We start from the raw sequence: 18,099 nt of genomic DNA on the forward strand, positions 1-18,099 counted from the left end.
CTGGGTATGTGCCGCCGCCGCGCTCCTCCGCCTATCCTGCTCGCTTAGCTGTCGATGAGTTTCGTATGACCCGCCAAGTCGAGGTCGGGGAGAACTCACGAATCGATACGTTGCTTGAAGACATTTCGGGAAAGCAGGAGGTAGGTCATCAATGGAATCGCCCCTACCACTGCCGCGACGCCGAAAATGCGGTCGAGTTCGAAAAAATCGACAAGGATTGTCATAATGATTGCTGCCGCAATCAGATTAAGACCCTGGACTAATAGAAATCCCGGCAGCTCGCGCTTCAGGGCGCCCGTGGCGCGGAAGGTCCAGAACTTCTGTCCGATAAACGAAACAGGAATAGCAACAAGATAGCCCAAAACACTGGCATAGAAGCCACTTACACCAAGCCGATCAATCGCAAGAATGACAACAATCGAATAAACGCCGGACGCGAGCCCACCCGTAAGGGCAAAGCGCACCAGGCGCATCATGTCACTTAGGCGGATGGGGGGCATGCAGGTCACTAAATGCTGTTTCAGGCAGCCGCGGGCTTCGTTCCAACGACATAATACTGCGCGCCGAAGGGCAGAGAGCCAAGCAGGCGGTCGACCTTCCGTAGCATCGGATTCGCCGCCGGCACTGAGAGAATGAAACGGGCTGCGACGTCCGTGAAACCGGCAGCTGTCAGCAAACCTGTTGTCTTGCCTGACCGGAGGAGCACTGCGTCTCGATCGAACGGACAGCGATTGACCACCCGAAGTGTCAGTGGATTCAGCGGATTGTGCTCAAACACCATGAAGAGTCCGCCGGGCCGCAGTACCCGCAGCGCCTCGGCGACGAACGCGCTCCATCCCTCCACTGGTACGTGATGCATGACGCAAATAGTAAAAGCAGCGTCGAAAGACTGATCGTCGTATGGCAGTCGTGCGCCATCGTAGCTGTCATACCGAACGCCCGGATTCTCCGAGGCCGCCTGAGCGACGCACTCCGCAGCGACATCGACGCCTGTCAGGGAACCCACATGAGGGTAAAGCAGCTTATGATAGTTGCCGACACCACAGCCGATGTCGAGTAGCGCGATTTTTTGAGGTTCAGCAAAGCGCTCAGTTAAAATATCACGCAGGTAGTCAGCCTTAACGCGAGTAAAAAAGTCGACATCCAGACCGGTAAAACTGAGAGACGCATTCACAGCGTCGCGATAGGACGTCTTGTATGTGTCGAACTCTTCAGCGACGGAACGCTGCTGCGGATCCATACGGCAAACCCTCTTCGTCATCGCTCATCGGTGGGATGTGCCCCCCGCCGAACAGGTCATTCGTTGCGACCAGCCCACCCGCCATGACGACCGCCAGACACACAATATGGGGCATGGTCACAATCTGGCGGCAGAGTGCTTCAGTTCCAGCACCGCCATGGCGCACGTCCGGAGGCCCAAAGCTTTTCCAACTCGCGCTTGTCGCGGAGCGTATCACATGGATGCCAGAAGCCGTTATGACGGAACGCGGTGAGTTGGCCATCCGAAGCCAGATTGGCAAGGGGCTCTTGTTCGAACGATGTCGCATCGCCCGCGACGTAGTCGATGGCCTTCGGCTCAAGCACGAAGAAGCCGCCATTGATCCAGCCGATCTCATCGCTCGGCTTTTCCTGGAAGGACGAGACCTCATTCGAACGATCATCAATGGCCAGAACGCCGAACCGACCGGGTGGCTGCACCGCGGCGACGGTGGCAAGCCGGCCGCTCTGGCGATGAAGCGCGAATTCGGCCGTGAGGTCGACATCCGACAGGCCGTCGCCATAGGTCATGCAGAAGGTCTCGTCGCCGAGATAGGGGGCGACCCGCTTCAGTCGTCCGCCGGTCATCGTGTTTTCGCCGGTATCGATCAGAGTGACCTTCCAGTCCTCCGATTGACTTCCCAGAATCCGATGGCTGCCATCCTTCAGGTTTATCTCGATATCTGAAAGATGCCTCTGATAGTTCATGAAGAATTCTTTTATGACGTAACCCTTGTATCCCAGACATATGATGAATTCCGTTACGCCATGGTGCGCGTAGGTCTTCATGATGTGCCAGAGCAGCGGGCGCCCGCCAATTTCGACCATCGGCTTTGGCTTGGTCTCGGATTCCTCCGCGATGCGCGTACCGAGTCCGCCAGCTAGGATTACAAGTTTCATATTGAACCCGTTCAGAGTTTAAGTTCGGCTGCATCCATATTTATCGACTCGTCGATGATCGCGAGCGGTTCGGCACGAAGAATCACATATATTCTGAGTATGTATTCTCCAATGACTCCTAATAGAAGCGATTGGAGGCCGATCCCGAACAATAGAATCAGGTGAATGCTGGTTATTCCCCGCGGAATTTCCGGATTGACGAGCTTCGAAACGACAAAAAAGCAGCTGCCGATGAAGCTGACAAAGAGCATCAGGATTCCCACGATCGTGGCCATGCGCAGGGGAACGGTGGAGTGATTGAGGATGGCAGTAAGACCGAGCCGCATCAAACGCGACATGCCGAACTTGCTGCTGCCGGCCACCCGGGCGTCACGGTCATAGGGAATGCCGGTCTGGCGGAAGCCGAGCCCGGCGATCATGCCGCGCAGATAGGGATTGGGCGTGCGGGACTTCGCAAGCGCGTCCACCACCTTGCGGTCGAGCAGCCGGAAGTCGCCCACATTCGGCGGGATGGGGTGTTCGCTGATCTTGTTGATCACCCAGTAGCCGAAGCGACGAAAGGCGTTCAGCGCCGGTGATTCCCGGCGCCGGCGGCGGACGCCATAGACCACCGCATAGCCCTGTTTCCAGTCATCGAAGAACTGCTCGAGCAGTTCCGGCGGATCCTGGAGGTCGGCGTCGAGCTGCATGACGGCGTCACCGCGCGCATGCATGTAATTCGCCAGAATGGAGCGCTGGAAACCGACGTTCTTCGAAAAGCGGATCGCGCGGATACGGGGATCCCGCGTGGCATACTGCTGCAACTTCTCCCACGTCGCGTCGGACGAATGGTTGTCCGAGAAGACGAATTCGAGCCGGCAGCGGTCGCGCATGCGCTGGCCGAGCGCATCCAGCCGGGCGTAGAGCGCATCGAGATTGTCCGCCTCGTTCAGAACGGGGATGCACAGTGAGACCAGCGGCAAGGACACCGGGGCCGGATCAAGCGCCGTCGACATCAGCATGATCCTTGCTGGCCCATGCCGCGGAGCGCCGCGGCGAGGGCCTGTTCGAGACCGGTACGGTCGGCAGCCCCAATGGCGCTGTCGAGCTTAGCCGTATCGGCAACCACATAGGGCAGGTCGTCTGGACGCATGGGCACGGTGCCAAAATGCAACAGCGCCTCGTCGGCGCCGGCGACACGGGCAAGCGTCAACGCGAAATCACGAACGGATACCGGCTTGCCGCTGGCCAAATTATACTCCCCGCTTTCCATTCCGCCTTCCAGCACTGTAGCTGCCGCCGTCAGGATGGTCTCGCACGCGTCGTCGACCCACAGGAAATCGCGGATCTGGCTTCCGTCCGACAGGTCAACGGGCTCTCCCCGCCGCAACCTTCGCGCGACCGTGGCGAATAGTCTGTGAGGCTTCTCGCCCGCGCCGAATATGTTGAAGGGCCGCAAAACCAGGACGGGCAGACCCGCGGCCCGTGCGGCCGCTTGCAGCAGGATCGAACCGGCGGCCTTCGTCGCGCCGTACAGCCGTTCCCGCTCCAGCGACGCGGTCTCGCGGATGGGTTCGGATGAGGGCTGGGTCGCATATTCGGCGCTCGAACCCAGATGAACCATGGCCCGCACGCCGGAATAGGCCAGGCAGGAGGCGAGCCGCGCGGGAAACACGGCATTCGCGGCCAGGAGGCGCTCCGTGCTGCGATCGGACGGTTCGACCCCGGCCGCAAGCAGGTTGACCATGACGTCGGTGCTGGTCTCTGCCGCCACGCGGCCGTAGAGGGCGGCATCGAGCGGGGACTGCGTGAGGGTGACCGGGCAGGGAAGCGCGTGGTCGGGACGCCGGACGACGGCATGCACGTCATGCCCGGCGGCGACACTCATCTCCACGAAGCGCTGCCCGATCAGGCCCGTCCCACCCGCGACGAGAATACGCATCGCTACCCTGTCGCCAGAGCGAGCTGCGCCGCGCGCCAGTCCTGAATCTGGGCCCTCGTGAAATCCCGCATGGCTTCGCCGACGGCTCCATCCGATGTCGAGGCCCGATGATATTCGCGATACCATTGCGCGGTGCGGGCCACCATTTCCTTGACCGACCAGGGAACCGTCCATCCCAGCTCGTTGATGGCCAGGCGGCTGTCGAGCGCAAGGTAGCCCGCCTCCGGGAGCGGGGCGTCGAGATAGTTCAGATCCGGCCGCTGCCACTGCTCGGCCATGATCTCCAGCACGGTGCGGACCGAATATTGCCGGGGATCCTCGGGCCCGAGATTCCACGCGCGCGCATATCGTTCCGGCTCGTTCGACAGCAGGCCGGCCGCGAGCATGCCGTAGCCCTGGACCAGCGCGAGGACATGCTGCCAGGGGCGGGTCGCATCGGGGAAGCGCAGCGTGAGCGTCGAGCCGTGGGCAACCGCCCGCACGAAATCGGGAATCAGCCGGTCCTCGGACCAATCGCCACCGCCGATGATGTTGCCGCCGCGCGCGATCGCGATGGCAGGATCATCGCTTCCCCTGAAGGAGCTCGCATAGCCCTTGATGATCATCTCGGCGGCGGCCTTCGAGGCGCTGTAGGGGTCCTTTCCTCCCAGCGGATCGCTTTCGCGATAGCCATAGGCCCATTCGCGGTTCTCGTAGACCTTGTCGGTGGTGATGCAGACCACGCCGCGCACGCTGGGCGTGTGACGGGCGGCCTCGATCACATTGGCTGTCCCGAGCGCGTTCACCGCGAAGGTGCGCAGCGGTTCGCGATAGGAGCGCCGCACCAGGGGTTGCGCCGCGAGATGAATGACGATGTCCGGACGGGCCTCGGCCATGGCGGCTGCGAGGCGATCATAATCCATGATGTCGGCGGTCACGGACGGGATTGCCTGCTCGAGGCCGAGCAACTGCCAGAGATTGGGCGTCGTTTCCGGCGCCAGCGAGTAGCCCGACAGTTCGACGCCGATGTCGTTGAACCAGGCGCAGAGCCAGCTGCCTGTGAATCCGGAATGCCCGGTCACCATGATCCGCGCGCCGCGGAGGGCTTTCTCAAACGCAAGCATGAGGTCTGACAAACTCCTACGGGCGACTTTCTGCACGCCTTGGGATGACAAATCAATCCGCCAACAGGACAGGGTCATCACTGTCGGGAAAGTGCGTATCCGTGGCCCTTACACGATCCGGGCCATTTTTCGATGCCAGCGCCAGGCGTCGCCGATCATGGCCGGCAGGGAGGAGCGCGATGGCCGCCAGCCCAGCACGCGCGCGGCGCGCTCGCCGCCGCTGACGAGGCGTGTCGCGTCGCCCGCCCGGCGCGGCGCCTCGATCACCGGAATGTCCTGGCCGGTCACCTCGCGCGCCGCGTCGATCACCTCGCGCACGGAATAGCCATGGCCGGTTCCCAGGTTGAAGACCTGGCTCTCGCCGCCATCGAGCAGCCATTTGAGGCCGAGAACGTGCGCGTCCACCAGATCGCACACATGCACATAGTCGCGAATGCAGGTGCCGTCGGGGGTGGGATAGTCCGTTCCGAACACGGTGATGGCGGGTCGGCGGCCGGCGGCGGCCTCCAGCACGAGCGGAATGAGATGGGTCTCCGGCTCGTGCCTCTCGCCGACCTCGGCTTGCGGGTCGGCACCGGCGACGTTGAAATAGCGGAAGATCACATGCCGCAGCCCGTGCGCCGCATCGAAATCGCGCAGCATGTCCTCGATGGCGCGCTTCGAGGCGCCATAGGCATTGATGGGATTGCGCGCCGTCGTCTCATCCAGCGCGCCGCCGCCATGCTCGCCATAGACGGCGCAGGTGGAGGAGAAGACGACATTGGTGCAGCCGGCGGCAAGCGCGGCCTCAATGAGATTGAGCGCGCCGTTCACATTCGCCCGCCAGTACTGCCCGGGATCGCTCATCGATTCCCCCACCAGGGAGAGGGCGGCAAAGTGCATCACCGCGGCCGGCCGGAAGCGCTCGAAGGCGGCCGCGATGTCGGAGGGGTTGAGGAGATCGCCCTGCACGAAGGGCCCGAAGCGCACCGCCTCCGCCCAGCCGGTGGCGAGGTTGTCGAAGGCGACGGGGGTAAAGCCGGCATCTCTCAGCGCCTTGCACGCATGGGCACCGATATAGCCGGCGCCACCCGTGACCAGAATGTTGGTCATGCAATACCCCCGGCCCCTCGCGACGTCAGGCAGCCCGCGCGTCCGCATCGCGGTCGGACTGCCGGCAATCCTCGCATTCCCGGACCACGGGATCGCGTGCCGGGAACGGCGATAGAGTATCAGCCCTGCACCGGCAAGCGTCGTGGGAGCACGCACTTGCTTTCTCGCGCCTTGCCGCGCGCGCTGTCCATGCCCACCTGCGTCAGGCCGGCCTGCGCCGGCGGGCGCACAAGGAGAGCCGATGACGCGGGTTCTGGTCACGGGCGGGTCGGGTTTCATCGCCGCGCATGTCATTCTGAAGCTGCTCGGCGAGGGCTACGAGGTGCGCGCCAGCGTGCGCCACTCCGGCCGCGCGGCGGATGTGCGGTCCATGCTGGCGCGTGCCGGCGTCGAGCCGGGCGACCGGCTCAGCTTCGCCACCACCGATCTCGAGCGCGACAATGGCTGGGCCGACGCGGTGGCCGGCGTCGATTACGTCATGCATGTCGCCTCGCCCTTTCCTGCCGGCGTGCCGAGGGATGAGGCCGAGCTGATCCGCCCGGCACGCGAGGGCACGCTGCGTGTGCTGCGCGCCGCCCGCGACGCGGGAGTGAAGCGGGTCGTCGTCACCTCCTCCTTCGCCGCGATCGGCTATGGCCACCAGCCGCGCCGCGACATCCATGACGAGCGCGACTGGACCAACCCGGACGCGCCCGACGTGCAGCCCTACATGAAATCCAAGACGCTGGCGGAGCGCGCCGCCTGGGACTTCATCGCCGGCGAGGGCGGCGGCATGGAGCTCGCGGTGGTCAACCCGGTCGGGGTCTTCGGCCCGGCGCTGGGCGTCGACCTGTCGACCTCGGTCGGCCTGGTCAAGGCGCTGCTGGAGGGAGCGATCCCCGCCGCGCCGCGCATCTGGTTCGGCGTGGTCGATGTGCGCGACGTCGCCGACCTGCATGTGAAGGCGATGACCGATCCCAAAGCGGCGGGCGAGCGCTTTCTCGCCACGGCGGGGGATTGCGTCTCGCTGCACCAGCTGGCGCTGATCCTGCGGGAAAATCTCGGCGGCGCGGCGCGGCGGGTGCCGCGCTTCGAATTGCCGGATTTCCTCGTGCGGCTCGCCGCGCTGCGCCTGCCCATGGCGCGGGCGGCGCTGCCGCAGCTCGGCATCGTGCGCAATGGCTCGGCCGAGAAGGCGCGGCGCCTGCTGGGCTGGACGCCGCGCTCGGTCGACGAGGCTATTCTCGCCAGCGCCGAGAGCCTCATCCATCTCGGGCTGGTGAAGGGCTGAGCGCTCAGCCCGGCAGGCCCTGCGGCTGCTGCTGGGTGATGCAGTGGATGTTGCCGCCGCCGAGAATGATCTCGTGGGTCTCCACGCCGACGATCTCGCGGTCCGGGAACAGCCCGGCGAGGATGTCGCGGGCGGCATCGTCATGGCGAGGGTCGAGCAGCGGCATCAGGATGAAGCCGTTGCCGATGTAGAAATTGGCATAGGAGGCCCCTAGCCGCTCGCCGGCGCCGCGGCTCATGAAGCCGGTCGCGTCACCCGGCTCGATGACCTCGGCGGCGTTGCGATAGAGCGGGCCGGGCAGCGGCAGCTTGACGATTTCCAGCGCGCGTCCGCGCGCGTCCGTCGCGCTCGACAGGCGCTCATAAGCGTCGTGCGAGATGGCATATTGCGGGTCGAGCGGGTCCTCGCACCAGGTCAGCGCCACCACGCCCGGCCGCACGAAGCAGGCGAGGTTGTCGATATGGCCGGAGGTCTCGTCGTCGACGAGGCCGGCCCCGAGCCAGATGACGGTCGAGACGTTCAGATAGTCCTTCAGGTGCTGCTCGATCTCCTCGCGGGAGAGGTCCGGGTTGCGGTTCGGGTTGAGCAGGCATTCTTCCGTCGTGAGCACCGTGCCCTCGCCGTCGACATGGATCGAGCCGCCCTCCAGCACCAGCGGGGCGGCGTAGCGCGGGGCGCGCTCCGCCTCCAGCATCTTGGCGGCGATCAGCTCGTCCTGGTCGCAGGGGGCGTAGAGCCCGCCCCAGGCGTTGAACTTCCAGTCGACCCCGCGCAGCCGGCCGGCCGCATCGGTGACGAAGCTGGCGCCGCTGTCGCGGCACCAGGAATCGTCGGAGGACGCCTCGATCAGCCGGATTGAGGCGGGCAGCATCGCGCGCGCCTGCCGCCATTGCTGCGCCGAGACCAGCATGGTCAGCGGCTCGAAGCGGGCGATCGCCGCAGCCACGCGGGCGAAGGCCTGCTGCGCCGGGACGGCCCCGTCGCGCCAATTGTCCGGTCGCTCGGGCCAGATCATCCAGGTGCCGGCATGCGGCTCCCATTCCGCCGGCATGCGGAAGCAGTCGGTGGCGGGCAGGCCGGTCAATGTCTCGCTCATGGCAACGTCCTCAGCCGGCAGCGCGGGTGGGCGCGCGCCCATCGAGCGAGAGCAGCGGGCCGTAAAGCTCCGGCCGGCGGTCGCGGAACACACCCCAGCTGCGGCGCTGCTGGGCGATGGCGTCGAGATCGAAGGTGGCGGTGAGCACGGCTTCCTCCTCGCGCCCGGCCTCGGCCAGCTTGGCGCCGGTCGGGTCGGCGATGAAGGAGGAGCCGTAGAAGGTGATCGAGGTGCCGTTGCGCCCTTCCTCGGTGCCGATGCGGTTGGAGGCGATCAGCGGCATGAGGTTGGCCCCGGCATGGCCCTGCATCACCCGCTGCCAGTGGGCGGCGGAATCGAGATGCGGGTCCTGCGGCTCGGAGCCGATGGCGGTGGGATAGAGCAGCACCTCGGCCCCTAACAGCGCCATGGCGCGGGCGCATTCCGGGAACCACTGGTCCCAGCAGATGCCGACGCCGATGCGCCCGACCGCCGTGTCCCAGACGCGAAAGCCGGTGTCGCCCGGCGAGAAGTAGAACTTCTCGGTGTAGCCGGGCCCGTCCGGGATGTGGCTCTTGCGGTAGATGCCGAGCACCGAACCGTCGGCGTCGATGATGGCGATGGAGTTGAAGGCCGCCGGCCCGGCGCGCTCGAAGAAGCTGACCGGCAGCACCACGCCGAGCTCCTTCGCCAGCGCGGCGAAGCGGGCGATCAGCTTGTTGCCCTCCAGCGGGGCGGCGAGGCGCAGGAAGTCGTGCAGCTGGTCCTGGCAGAAATACGGGGTCTCGAACAGCTCCTGCAACAGGATGAGCCGGGCGCCGCGGCTTGCGGCCTCCCGCACCAGCGCCTCGGCGCGGTCGAGATTGCCGGGAATGTCCCAGTCGCAGCGCATCTGTGTGGCGGCGACGGTCAGGCTGCGCATGTCGATCTCCGGAGGCGTGTTCTACGAGTAAATCAGTCTCTAGGCGGCGCGGCCTTCAGTTGACCGCGCGCAGCGGCTTTTCCAACACCGCGATCACGCGCGCAAGCTCGTGGCCGCGCTTGAGGATGAGACCGGTCTGCGACACCACCGTGTAGGCGCCCTGGCGGCGCGCGAGGCGCGGATCCTTTTCGATCCGGTAGATCGGCACCTCGGCGGCGCGGCGGAAGATGGAGAAGATGGCGCGGTCGCGGGTGAAATCGATGGCGTAATCCCGCCATTCGCCCAGCGCCACCATGCGGCCGTAGAGATCGAGAATCCGGTCAAGCTCGCGTCGGTCGAAAGTGACGAGATCGGCGCGGGCGCCGACCGGCAGGACTATGGGTTCAGTATCCGCCACGCGCGTCCTCCGGTTGGAACGTAGCTGCGAGTCACGCAACCGTCATGATCCTCCCGCGACCGTTCGGCTTCAAGCCTCTTCTGGCCTGGTCCGGCGTTCACGCGCTCGTTAGAAAAAAACACAGGCTCGCCCGAATTCGGCCGTTGCGCCGCCAAGGCCGCATTCCAATCTCTTAACCATAGCGTCGGGCCGGTTCGCAGAGCGCATCGGTTTCCCAGCCCCCCAGCCCCCCGCGGCGTTTAGCGGATCGGCCCGTCGTTATGTTCTAGGTTCAATCCCCGAATTGCTCTTCAGGGCCGGTATCTCACCGGCCCTTTTTCTTTGCGTCCGGAGATCTCCTCCAGAAGCGAGGAAACCGGGCATCGAGGATTTTCGGACTGCGCCCTAGGGCAGCGGCAGCAGCGCCGCGCCGAGGATGGGGCCTGGCTCGGTGGAACTGCCGGCCTGCACCAGCACCGCCACGGAATCCGCATCGAAGCTCTGGGCGCGCAGCGCCGTGTCGAAGCGGGTCTCGCCGCCGTTCCAGTCGCCGAGCTTGATCCAGCCGCGCACCACATTGTGGTAGCTGATCTTGGTGCCCTCGTTCTCGCCCCGGCCGATGTCGACATCCATCTTGCTGGCGACGGGGCAGAGCCAGACCTCGCCGGACAGCGCGCCGCCGGGATTCCGGCCGACCGTCACATGGATCCGGCCGTCGCGGGCGGCGATCTCCACCGGCACGGCCGGCTTGTCGATGGTGGCGAGGGTGCGCTCCAGCACGGCGCGGTCGGAGCCGATGGCCATGACGCGCCCGTTCACCACCGCCTGCGGGGTGAACATCTTGCCGTCGCCGCGCAGCTTGGCATAGGCCTTCTGGCGCAGCGAATGGCCGTGCTTGGCCAGCGTGTCCTTCCAGCCGAGATAGTCCCAGTAGTCGACCGCCAGCGTCAGCGCCAGCACATCGGTCCGCTGGGCGAACTCGCCCATCAGCTTGTCGGCCGGCGGGCAGGAAGAGCAGCCCTGGCTGGTGAACAATTCGATCACCGCGCGCGGCGCTGCCACCGGCCGGGCCGTGTCGTCTCCGGCGGTCGCCGGGCCGGCGAACAGACCGGTCATGGCGAGCGCAATGCATGCCGCCGCCGCACGCATCAGCGGCTCCACCAACCCGAATCCCGCCGGTCCGCGCACGGCGGCGCGCGGACGCGCCGAGGGGCAGGGGCGGAAAGGGGCGTTGAAGACCTGCATGTCGCGCGGTTCGTCCATGAAACGCGGCCTCGGGGCGAGCCGCTCAATCCATTCTCGGCCGGGCGGAACAGGGCATCGAAAAGAAAATGCTCTCATTTCAATCGCTTGAGCATCATCCCGTCGATCAGCCTATCTCAGCCTGGTCGGAGCATGCATTAGGCAATAGGACGCGCGGGGCGCAGGCACCAGTCACATTCGTTTGTCGCCGCCGCACGGAAAGGTGAAGAGGACACGAAAGACACGGGGCCGGCGCACGGTATTCCCGCACGCCGGCCCCGCCTGTCTCGTCGATGCGCGGCCGGTCAGGCCGCGAGATTGCGCAGCACGTACTGGAGAATGCCGCCATTGCGGAAGTAATCCAGCTCGTCGAGCGTATCGATGCGGCAGGTGAGCGGGACGTTCTTCACCGTGCCGTTGCTGAAGGTGATTTCGGCCACCAGCGTCTGGCGCGGCTTGAGGTCGCCCTCGATGCCCTTGATGGTGACGGTCTCGTCGCCCTTGATGCCGAGCGCCTGCCAGCTGTCGTCGTTCTGGAACACCAGCGGCACGATGCCCATGCCGACCAGGTTCGAGCGGTGGATGCGCTCGAAGCTCTGGGCGATGACGGCGCGGATGCCGAGCAGCTTGGTGCCCTTGGCCGCCCAGTCGCGCGAGGAGCCGGTGCCGTATTCCTTGCCGGCGAACACCACGGTGGGCACGCCTTCGCTCTTGTAGAGCATGGCGGCGTCGTAGATCGGCATTTCGGTGCCGTCCGGCCAGTGGCGGGTGAGGCCGCCTTCCTTGCCGCCCAGCATCTGGTTCTTGATGCGGATATTGGCGAAGGTGCCGCGCATCATCACCTGATGGTTGCCGCGCCGCGTGCCGTACTGGTTGAAGTCGGCCGGGCGGACCTGATGGTCGCGCAGATAGTGGCCGGCCGGGCTGGCTTCCTTGATGGAGCCGGCGGGCGAGATGTGGTCGGTGGTGATCGAATCGAGGAACAGGCCCATGACCCGCGCCTGGAGGATGTCGGTCACCGGCTCGGGCTTCATCTCCATGCCCTCGAAATAGGGCGGGTTCTGCACATAGGTGGAGCGGTCGTCCCAGGCATAGGTCTCGCCCAGCGGGATGGCGATCTTCTGCCAGTTCTCGTCGCCCTTGAAGACGTCGGAGTACTTCTCCTGGAACATCTTCTTGGTGACGTTCTCGCGGATGAATGTCGCGATTTCCTGGTTCGAGGGCCAGATGTCCTTCAGATAGACCGGCTTGCCGTCCGAGCCGGTGCCGAGCGGCTCGGTGGTGAGGTCGATCTGCAGCGAACCGGCCAGCGCATAGGCCACCACCAGTGGGGGCGAGGCGAGGTAGTTCGCCTTCACGTCCGGGTTCACGCGGCCTTCGAAGTTGCGGTTGCCGGAGATGACGGCGCCGGCGACGAGGTCGTTCTTGTTGATCGCCTCGGAGATCGGCTCGGGCAGCGGGCCGGAATTGCCGATGCAGGTGGTGCAGCCGAAGCCGACCAGGTTGAAGCCGACCGCGTCGAGGTCCTTCTGCAGGTCGGCGGCCTTGAGATAGCCTTCGACCACCTGCGAGCCGGGCGCCAGCGAGGTCTTCACCCAGGGCTTGGACGTCAGGCCCTTGGCGACCGCGTTGCGGGCGAGCAGGCCCGCGGCGATCAGCACGCTCGGATTGGAGGTGTTGGTGCAGGAGGTGATGGCGGCGATGGTCACGTCGCCATGGCCGAGCGTGTAGTCGGTGCCTTCCACCGGCACGCGCTTGGCGGCTTCGCCGGGCTTCTTGAACTCGCCTTCCAGCGCGGTGAGGAAACCGGCCTTGGTGCCGGAGAGCAGCACGCGGTCCTGCGGGCGCTTGGGGCCGGCGAGGGAGGGCAGCACGGTGGAGATGTCGAGTTCGAGAATGTCGGTGAACACCGGGTCGGCGGTGCCTTCGTGGCGCCACATGCCCTGCGCCTTGGAATAGGCCTCGACCAGCGCGATGCGGTCATCCGTGCGGCCGGTCTCGTCGAGATAGGCGATGGTCTCGCTGTCGACGGGGAAGAAGCCGCAGGTCGCGCCATATTCCGGCGCCATATTGCCGATGGTGGCGCGGTCGGCGAGCGAGAGATGGTCGAGGCCGGGGCCGAAGAATTCGACGAACTTGCCGACCACGCCCTTCTTGCGCAGCATCTGCGTCACGGTCAGCACGAGGTCGGTGGCGGTGATGCCCTCGTTGAGCTGGCCGGTCAGCTTGAAGCCGATCACCTCGGGGATGAGCATGGAGACCGGCTGGCCGAGCATGGCCGCCTCGGCCTCGATGCCGCCCACGCCCCAGCCGAGCACGCCGAGGCCGTTCACCATGGTGGTGTGGCTGTCGGTGCCGACGCAGGTGTCGGGATAGGCGACGGTGGTGCCGTCCTCGTCCTTGGTCCAGACGGTCTGGGCGAGATATTCGAGGTTCACCTGGTGGCAGATGCCGGTGCCCGGCGGCACGACGCGGAAATTGTCGAACGCCGACTGGCCCCATTTCAGGAAGCGGTAGCGCTCCTGGTTCTGCTTGTATTCTTCCTCGACGTTCTTGCCGAAGGCGGCATTGTTGCCGAAGAAATTGACGATCACCGAATGGTCGATGACGAGGTCGACGGGGACCAGCGGGTTGATCCGCTTGGGATCGCCGCCGAGCGACACCATGGCGTCGCGCATGGCGGCGAGATCGACCACGGCGGGAACGCCGGTGAAGTCCTGCATCAGCACGCGCGCCGGCCGATAGGCGATTTCGTTCTCGACCTTGCCGCGGTTCACCAGCCAGTCCTTGATGAAGACGATGTCCTTCTTCGAGACGGAGCGGCCGTCCTCGAAGCGGAGCAGGTTCTCCAGCAGCACCTTCATCGAGAAGGGCAGCGCGGAAATCCCGTCGAGGCCGTTCTTCTCGGCGTCCGGGAGGCTGTAATAAGTGTAGGTCTTGGAACCGACGGTGAGGGTCTTACGGCTTTTGAAGCTGTCGAGCGACGTCACGGCAGACTGATCCCCGCTGAGATGTGGCACGAATGCGTGGGCTCTGGAGGGACGAGGCCTTGCGGGCTATAGCTCGCGCGGCCTTGCGCCGAGGCGAGGACGCATCGTTCGGATTTCTATATAGAGCCATTTCAAACACCGATCCTAGTGGCCTCACGCGATGCATCGAAAAATTGTGCGGCGCGACGGCTCCAGCAACGGAAGGAAGTCCAGCGATGCGGCTCGTGGCTGAGGGGCTCGCCTGCCGGCGCGGCGTGCGCCAGCTGTTCGAAAACCTCGATTTCACGCTTGAATCCGGCCGCGCGCTCATCGTCACCGGACCGAACGGGACGGGGAAATCCTCGCTCCTAAGACTTTTGGCGGGGCTTTCCGCGCCGGCCGCGGGCACGGTGCGTCTCGAGGGCGCGCGCGAGCCGGAGGATTTCGCCGAGGACGTGCACTATCTCGGCCATCTCGACGCGCACAAGGCGGCGCTGTCGGCCGAGGAGAACCTTGCGTTCTGGCGCGACGTGCTCGGGCGGCCGGCGCTGTCGATCGCCGAGGCGCTTGAGGAAGTCGGGCTCGGCGGCCTGGGGCGGTTGCCGGTGGCGGTGCTCTCCGCCGGGCAGAAGCGCCGCCTCGCCCTGGCGCGGCTCCTCGTCAGCGACCGGCCGCTCTGGCTGCTGGACGAGCCGACCACGGCGCTGGACGTCGCGGCGCAGGCGCGCTTCGGCGTCCTCGCGCGTGCGCACGTGGGACAGGGTGGGCTCATCGTCGCCGCGACCCATGCCCCGCTCGATCTCGGTTCCGCGCAGGCGCTTGATCTCGGCGCCTACCGTCCCGCGCGTCCGGTGGCGGCATGAGCGAGAGCAGAAGGAGTGGCATGGGCCGGGCCTTCCTCGCCGTTCTGCGCCGCGACCTCAGGATCGCCATGCGCGCCGGCGGCGGGGCCGGGCTCGGCGTGGTGTTCTTCCTCGCGGTGGTGGTGGTCACGCCCTTCGCCATCGGTCCCGACCTTGCGCTGCTGGCGCGCATCGGTCCGGCGATCCTGTGGATCGGCGCGCTGCTGGCCTCGCTGATCGGGCTCGACCGGCTGTTCGCCGCCGATGCCGAGGACGGCTCGCTCGACGTGCTGGGGATGCTGGAGCTGCCGCTGGAGCTGATCGCCGCCGCCAAGGGGCTGGCGCACTGGATCGCGACCGGCCTGCCGCTGGTGATCGCCGCACCGGTGCTATCGCTGCTGCTGAACCTCGCGCCGTCCTCGATCGGAGCGCTGACGCTGACGCTGCTGGTGGGCACGCCGGCGATCACCTTTCTCGGGCTGATCGGCGCCGCCTTCGCCAGCGCGTTCCGGCGCGGCGGGCTGCTGGTCGCGGTGCTGGTGATGCCGCTGACCATTCCGGTGCTGATCTTCGCGGTGGCGGCGACCGGAACCGCGCTCGGCGGCACGGTGCCGTTCGGCACGCCGTTCCGCATCCTCGCCGGCCTGTCGCTGGCCGCACTGGTGCTCGGCCCCATCGCCGCCGCCGCCGCGCTGCGCGCGACGCGCGACTAGGCGCGAATCGTCGCCATTGCGAGGGTCGGTGGCATGCCAGGTGCAGCAATGCGCCGCAGGCCGCGCAAAGCCTTGCAACCGCGCCTTCCTCGCCAAAGGAAGCCGCGCAGGGCCCGCTACGTCATTTGCCCCTCGCAATCCCTCACGTCCTCGTGTTGCAGCCTGCAAAGAGCCGTGTTAGGGAACCCGCCGACTCCACAGGGCGGGTGAGGGAAATTCCATATCCCGCCTAGAGTTTGAACCCTTCCAGTCCGGAACCGGAAGCGCGCCGCTCGGCGGGTAAGGCTTCGGACAAGCCCCGAGAGAGGCACAGTGGCCGAGACATTCGTATCCGGAGTGGCAGGACGCTACGCGACGGCGCTGTTCGAGCTCGCGCGTGATGCCGGCGCCATCGATGCGGTGAAGGCGGACCTCGACAGGTTCGGCGCGATGATCGCCGACAGCGCCGACCTCCAGCGTCTGGTGCGCAGCCCGGTCTTCTCGTCCGAGGATCAGGAAAAGGCGATCGCCGCGATTCTGGGTAAGGCCGGGATCGGTGGTCTCGCCGCCAATTTCTTCAAGACCGTCGCCGCCAACCGCCGTCTGTTCGCCGTGGAGGCGATCATTCGCGGCTTTGACGCGCTGGTCGCCGCCGAGAAGGGCGAAGTCGTGGCCGAGGTCACGCTCGCCCAGCCGCTTTCCGACGCCCACGCCGCGACGCTCAAGGAAGCGCTCGACGCGCTGACGGGCAAGAACGTCAAGCTCGCTGTCGAGGTCGATCCCTCGCTGCTGGGCGGTCTCAAGGTCAAGATCGGCTCGAAGCTGGTCGACGCCTCGCTCAAGACCAAGCTCAATTCGATCCGCTATGCGATGAAAGAGGTTCGCTGATGGATATCCGCGCCGCTGAAATTTCCGCGATCCTCAAGGAGCAGATCAAGAATTTCGGCCAGGAAGCCGAAGTTTCCGAGGTCGGCCAGGTTCTCTCCGTCGGTGACGGCATCGCCCGCGTCTACGGTCTCGACAACGTCCAGGCGGGCGAAATGGTCGAGTTCGAGAACGGCACGCGCGGCATGGCGCTGAACCTCGAAATCGACAATGTCGGCGTCGTCATCTTCGGCTCCGACCGCGAGATCAAGGAAGGCCAGACCGTCAAGCGCACCGGCGCCATCGTCGACGTGCCGGTCGGCAAGGGCCTGCTCGGCCGCGTCGTTGACGCGCTGGGCAACCCGATCGACGGCAAGGGCCCGATCGAATACACCGAGCGTCGCCGCGTCGACGTCAAGGCGCCGGGCATCATCCCGCGCAAGTCCGTGCACGAGCCGATGCAGACCGGCCTCAAGGCGATCGACGCCCTGATCCCGATCGGCCGCGGCCAGCGCGAGCTGATCATCGGCGACCGCCAGACCGGCAAGACCGCCGTCGCGCTCGACGCCATCCTGAACCAGAAGTCGATCAACGCCGGCACCGACGAGAAGGCCAAGCTCTATTGCGTCTATGTCGCGATCGGGCAGAAGCGTTCGACCGTTGCGCAGTTCGTGAAGGTGCTCGAGGAGCAGGGCGCGCTGGAATATTCCATCGTCGTCGCCGCCACCGCCTCCGACGCCGCGCCGATGCAGTTCCTGGCGCCGTTCTCCGGCACCGCCATGGGCGAGTTCTTCCGTGACAACGGCATGCACGCGCTCATCATCCATGACGACCTGTCCAAGCAGGCCGTGGCGTACCGCCAGATGTCGCTGCTGCTGCGCCGCCCGCCGGGCCGCGAAGCCTATCCGGGCGACGTGTTCTATCTCCACTCGCGCCTGCTCGAGCGCGCCGCCAAGCTCAATGACGAGAACGGCGCCGGCTCGCTGACCGCCCTTCCGGTCATCGAGACCCAGGCCAACGACGTGTCGGCCTACATCCCGACCAACGTCATCTCGATCACCGACGGCCAGATCTTCCTCGAGTCCGACCTGTTCTTCCAGGGCATCCGCCCGGCGGTGAACGTCGGCCTCTCGGTGTCGCGCGTCGGCTCGTCGGCGCAGATCAAGGCGATGAAGCAGGTGGCCGGCAAGATCAAGGGCGAGCTCGCCCAGTATCGCGAGCTGGCGGCCTTCGCCCAGTTCGGCTCGGACCTCGACGCCTCGACGCAGAAGCTGCTGAACCGCGGCGCCCGCCTCACCGAGCTGCTGAAGCAGTCGCAGTTCTCGCCTCTCAAGGTCGAGGAGCAGGTGGTGGTGATCTATGCCGGCACCAACGGCTATCTCGACACGCTGCCGGTCTCCAAGGTGCGCGCGTTCGAGGAAGGCCTGCTGCTGTTCCTGCGCTCGAAGCATGCCGACATCCTCGACACGATCCGCACCTCCAAGGAGCTGTCGAAGGACACCACCGAGAAGCTCGTGAAGGCGATCGACGCCTTCGCGAAGACTTTCGCCTGAGCATCGAGCAGAGCATCGGGG

At 65.8% G+C, this 18,099-nt stretch carries 17 protein-coding genes; 5 read left to right on the top strand and 12 right to left on the bottom strand.

The window, feature by feature from the left end:
* Positions 1–95 precede the first annotated feature (95 nt).
* The 7 genes from ACO2RV_RS06225 to galE form a co-directional block, all read right to left on the bottom strand.
* Positions 96–500, bottom strand: coding sequence for a GtrA family protein (locus ACO2RV_RS06225; protein WP_423290904.1), 405 nt, complete (start codon positions 498–500; stop codon positions 96–98).
* A 20-nt stretch (positions 501–520) separates the two neighbouring features.
* Positions 521–1,240: a class I SAM-dependent methyltransferase gene (locus ACO2RV_RS06230; RefSeq protein WP_423290906.1), complete on the bottom strand. Its 720-nt coding sequence runs from the start codon at positions 1,238–1,240 to the stop codon at positions 521–523.
* A gap of 140 nt (positions 1,241–1,380) precedes the next feature.
* Positions 1,381–2,157: a glucose-1-phosphate cytidylyltransferase gene (gene rfbF, locus ACO2RV_RS06235; RefSeq protein ID WP_423290908.1), complete on the bottom strand. Its 777-nt coding sequence runs from the start codon at positions 2,155–2,157 to the stop codon at positions 1,381–1,383.
* Positions 2,158–2,168: 11 nt separating this feature from the next.
* The gene (locus ACO2RV_RS06240) at positions 2,169–3,152 is read right to left on the bottom strand and encodes a glycosyltransferase family 2 protein (RefSeq protein WP_423290910.1); all 984 of its coding nucleotides are present in this window, start codon (positions 3,150–3,152) and stop codon (positions 2,169–2,171) included.
* A complete protein-coding gene (locus ACO2RV_RS06245; protein WP_423290912.1) occupies positions 3,152–4,078 on the bottom strand; it encodes an NAD-dependent epimerase/dehydratase family protein in 927 nt (308 codons plus the stop codon). Before ACO2RV_RS06245 ends, ACO2RV_RS06240 begins: the two co-directional genes overlap by 1 nt.
* A gap of 2 nt (positions 4,079–4,080) precedes the next feature.
* Positions 4,081–5,181, bottom strand: a complete 1,101-nt coding sequence (gene rfbG, locus ACO2RV_RS06250) for a CDP-glucose 4,6-dehydratase (RefSeq protein WP_423290914.1) — start codon at positions 5,179–5,181, stop codon at positions 4,081–4,083.
* A 108-nt stretch (positions 5,182–5,289) separates the two neighbouring features.
* On the bottom strand, positions 5,290–6,273 hold the full coding sequence (gene galE / locus ACO2RV_RS06255) for a UDP-glucose 4-epimerase GalE (RefSeq protein ID WP_423290916.1): 984 nt from the start codon (positions 6,271–6,273) through the stop codon (positions 5,290–5,292).
* Positions 6,274–6,514: 241 nt separating this feature from the next.
* Here galE and ACO2RV_RS06260 point away from each other — a divergent pair, with 241 nt between their 5' ends.
* The gene (locus tag ACO2RV_RS06260) at positions 6,515–7,543 is read left to right on the top strand and encodes an SDR family oxidoreductase (protein ID WP_423290918.1); all 1,029 of its coding nucleotides are present in this window, start codon (positions 6,515–6,517) and stop codon (positions 7,541–7,543) included.
* Positions 7,544–7,547: 4 nt separating this feature from the next.
* Here the strand turns inward: ACO2RV_RS06260 and aguA are convergent, their stop codons facing one another.
* The 5 genes from aguA to acnA form a co-directional block, all read right to left on the bottom strand.
* Complete coding sequence (aguA, locus tag ACO2RV_RS06265) at positions 7,548–8,639, bottom strand: agmatine deiminase (RefSeq protein WP_423290920.1); 1,092 nt, start codon at positions 8,637–8,639, stop codon at positions 7,548–7,550.
* Positions 8,640–8,649: 10 nt separating this feature from the next.
* A complete protein-coding gene (aguB, locus tag ACO2RV_RS06270; RefSeq protein WP_423290922.1) occupies positions 8,650–9,540 on the bottom strand; it encodes an N-carbamoylputrescine amidase in 891 nt (296 codons plus the stop codon).
* 55 nt (positions 9,541–9,595) lie between these two features.
* Entirely contained in the window at positions 9,596–9,937 is a 342-nt protein-coding gene (locus ACO2RV_RS06275) for a DUF2794 domain-containing protein (protein WP_423290924.1), read from the bottom strand.
* A gap of 384 nt (positions 9,938–10,321) precedes the next feature.
* Entirely contained in the window at positions 10,322–11,179 is an 858-nt protein-coding gene (locus tag ACO2RV_RS06280; RefSeq protein WP_423290926.1) for a DUF1223 domain-containing protein, read from the bottom strand.
* A gap of 284 nt (positions 11,180–11,463) precedes the next feature.
* On the bottom strand, positions 11,464–14,148 hold the full coding sequence (acnA, locus tag ACO2RV_RS06285) for an aconitate hydratase AcnA (RefSeq protein WP_423290928.1): 2,685 nt from the start codon (positions 14,146–14,148) through the stop codon (positions 11,464–11,466).
* 215 nt (positions 14,149–14,363) lie between these two features.
* On the opposite strand from acnA, the gene ccmA reads away from it, so the two are divergent.
* The 4 genes from ccmA (at position 14,364) to atpA (ending at position 18,078) form a co-directional block, all read left to right on the top strand.
* On the top strand, positions 14,364–14,990 hold the full coding sequence (ccmA, locus tag ACO2RV_RS06290; RefSeq protein WP_423290930.1) for a heme ABC exporter ATP-binding protein CcmA: 627 nt from the start codon (positions 14,364–14,366) through the stop codon (positions 14,988–14,990).
* A gap of 20 nt (positions 14,991–15,010) precedes the next feature.
* Positions 15,011–15,682 (top strand): heme exporter protein CcmB, encoded by a 672-nt coding sequence (gene ccmB / locus ACO2RV_RS06295; protein ID WP_423291066.1) that lies wholly within the window; start codon positions 15,011–15,013, stop codon positions 15,680–15,682.
* Between the two features lie 312 nt (positions 15,683–15,994).
* Positions 15,995–16,549 (top strand): F0F1 ATP synthase subunit delta, encoded by a 555-nt coding sequence (locus ACO2RV_RS06300; protein ID WP_423290932.1) that lies wholly within the window; start codon positions 15,995–15,997, stop codon positions 16,547–16,549.
* The gene (atpA, locus tag ACO2RV_RS06305) at positions 16,549–18,078 is read left to right on the top strand and encodes a F0F1 ATP synthase subunit alpha (protein WP_423290934.1); all 1,530 of its coding nucleotides are present in this window, start codon (positions 16,549–16,551) and stop codon (positions 18,076–18,078) included. Before ACO2RV_RS06300 ends, atpA begins: the two co-directional genes overlap by 1 nt.
* The last annotated feature ends 21 nt before the right edge of the window (positions 18,079–18,099 follow it).

The sequence above is a fragment of the Ancylobacter sp. VNQ12 genome, from assembly GCF_049445835.1.
Classification (GTDB): domain Bacteria; phylum Pseudomonadota; class Alphaproteobacteria; order Rhizobiales; family Xanthobacteraceae; genus Ancylobacter.

Excerpts from the sequence above, each read along its gene's own strand:
- ccmA (WP_423290930.1), top strand. The coding sequence starts at position 14,364 with ATGCGGCTCGTGGCTGAGGGGCTCGCCTGCCGGCGCGGCGTGCGCCAG.
- rfbF (WP_423290908.1), bottom strand. The coding sequence starts at position 2,157 with ATGAAACTTGTAATCCTAGCTGGCGGACTCGGTACGCGCATCGCGGAG.
- atpA (WP_423290934.1), top strand. The coding sequence starts at position 16,549 with ATGGATATCCGCGCCGCTGAAATTTCCGCGATCCTCAAGGAGCAGATC.
- ccmB (WP_423291066.1), top strand. The coding sequence starts at position 15,011 with ATGGGCCGGGCCTTCCTCGCCGTTCTGCGCCGCGACCTCAGGATCGCC.
- ACO2RV_RS06245 (WP_423290912.1), bottom strand. The coding sequence starts at position 4,078 with ATGCGTATTCTCGTCGCGGGTGGGACGGGCCTGATCGGGCAGCGCTTC.
- ACO2RV_RS06225 (WP_423290904.1), bottom strand. The coding sequence starts at position 500 with ATGCCCCCCATCCGCCTAAGTGACATGATGCGCCTGGTGCGCTTTGCC.
- ACO2RV_RS06240 (WP_423290910.1), bottom strand. The coding sequence starts at position 3,152 with ATGTCGACGGCGCTTGATCCGGCCCCGGTGTCCTTGCCGCTGGTCTCA.
- rfbG (WP_423290914.1), bottom strand. The coding sequence starts at position 5,181 with ATGCTTGCGTTTGAGAAAGCCCTCCGCGGCGCGCGGATCATGGTGACC.
- aguA (WP_423290920.1), bottom strand. The coding sequence starts at position 8,639 with ATGAGCGAGACATTGACCGGCCTGCCCGCCACCGACTGCTTCCGCATG.
- aguB (WP_423290922.1), bottom strand. The coding sequence starts at position 9,540 with ATGCGCAGCCTGACCGTCGCCGCCACACAGATGCGCTGCGACTGGGAC.
- ACO2RV_RS06260 (WP_423290918.1), top strand. The coding sequence starts at position 6,515 with ATGACGCGGGTTCTGGTCACGGGCGGGTCGGGTTTCATCGCCGCGCAT.
- ACO2RV_RS06280 (WP_423290926.1), bottom strand. The coding sequence starts at position 11,179 with ATGGACGAACCGCGCGACATGCAGGTCTTCAACGCCCCTTTCCGCCCC.
- ACO2RV_RS06230 (WP_423290906.1), bottom strand. The coding sequence starts at position 1,240 with ATGGATCCGCAGCAGCGTTCCGTCGCTGAAGAGTTCGACACATACAAG.
- galE (WP_423290916.1), bottom strand. The coding sequence starts at position 6,273 with ATGACCAACATTCTGGTCACGGGTGGCGCCGGCTATATCGGTGCCCAT.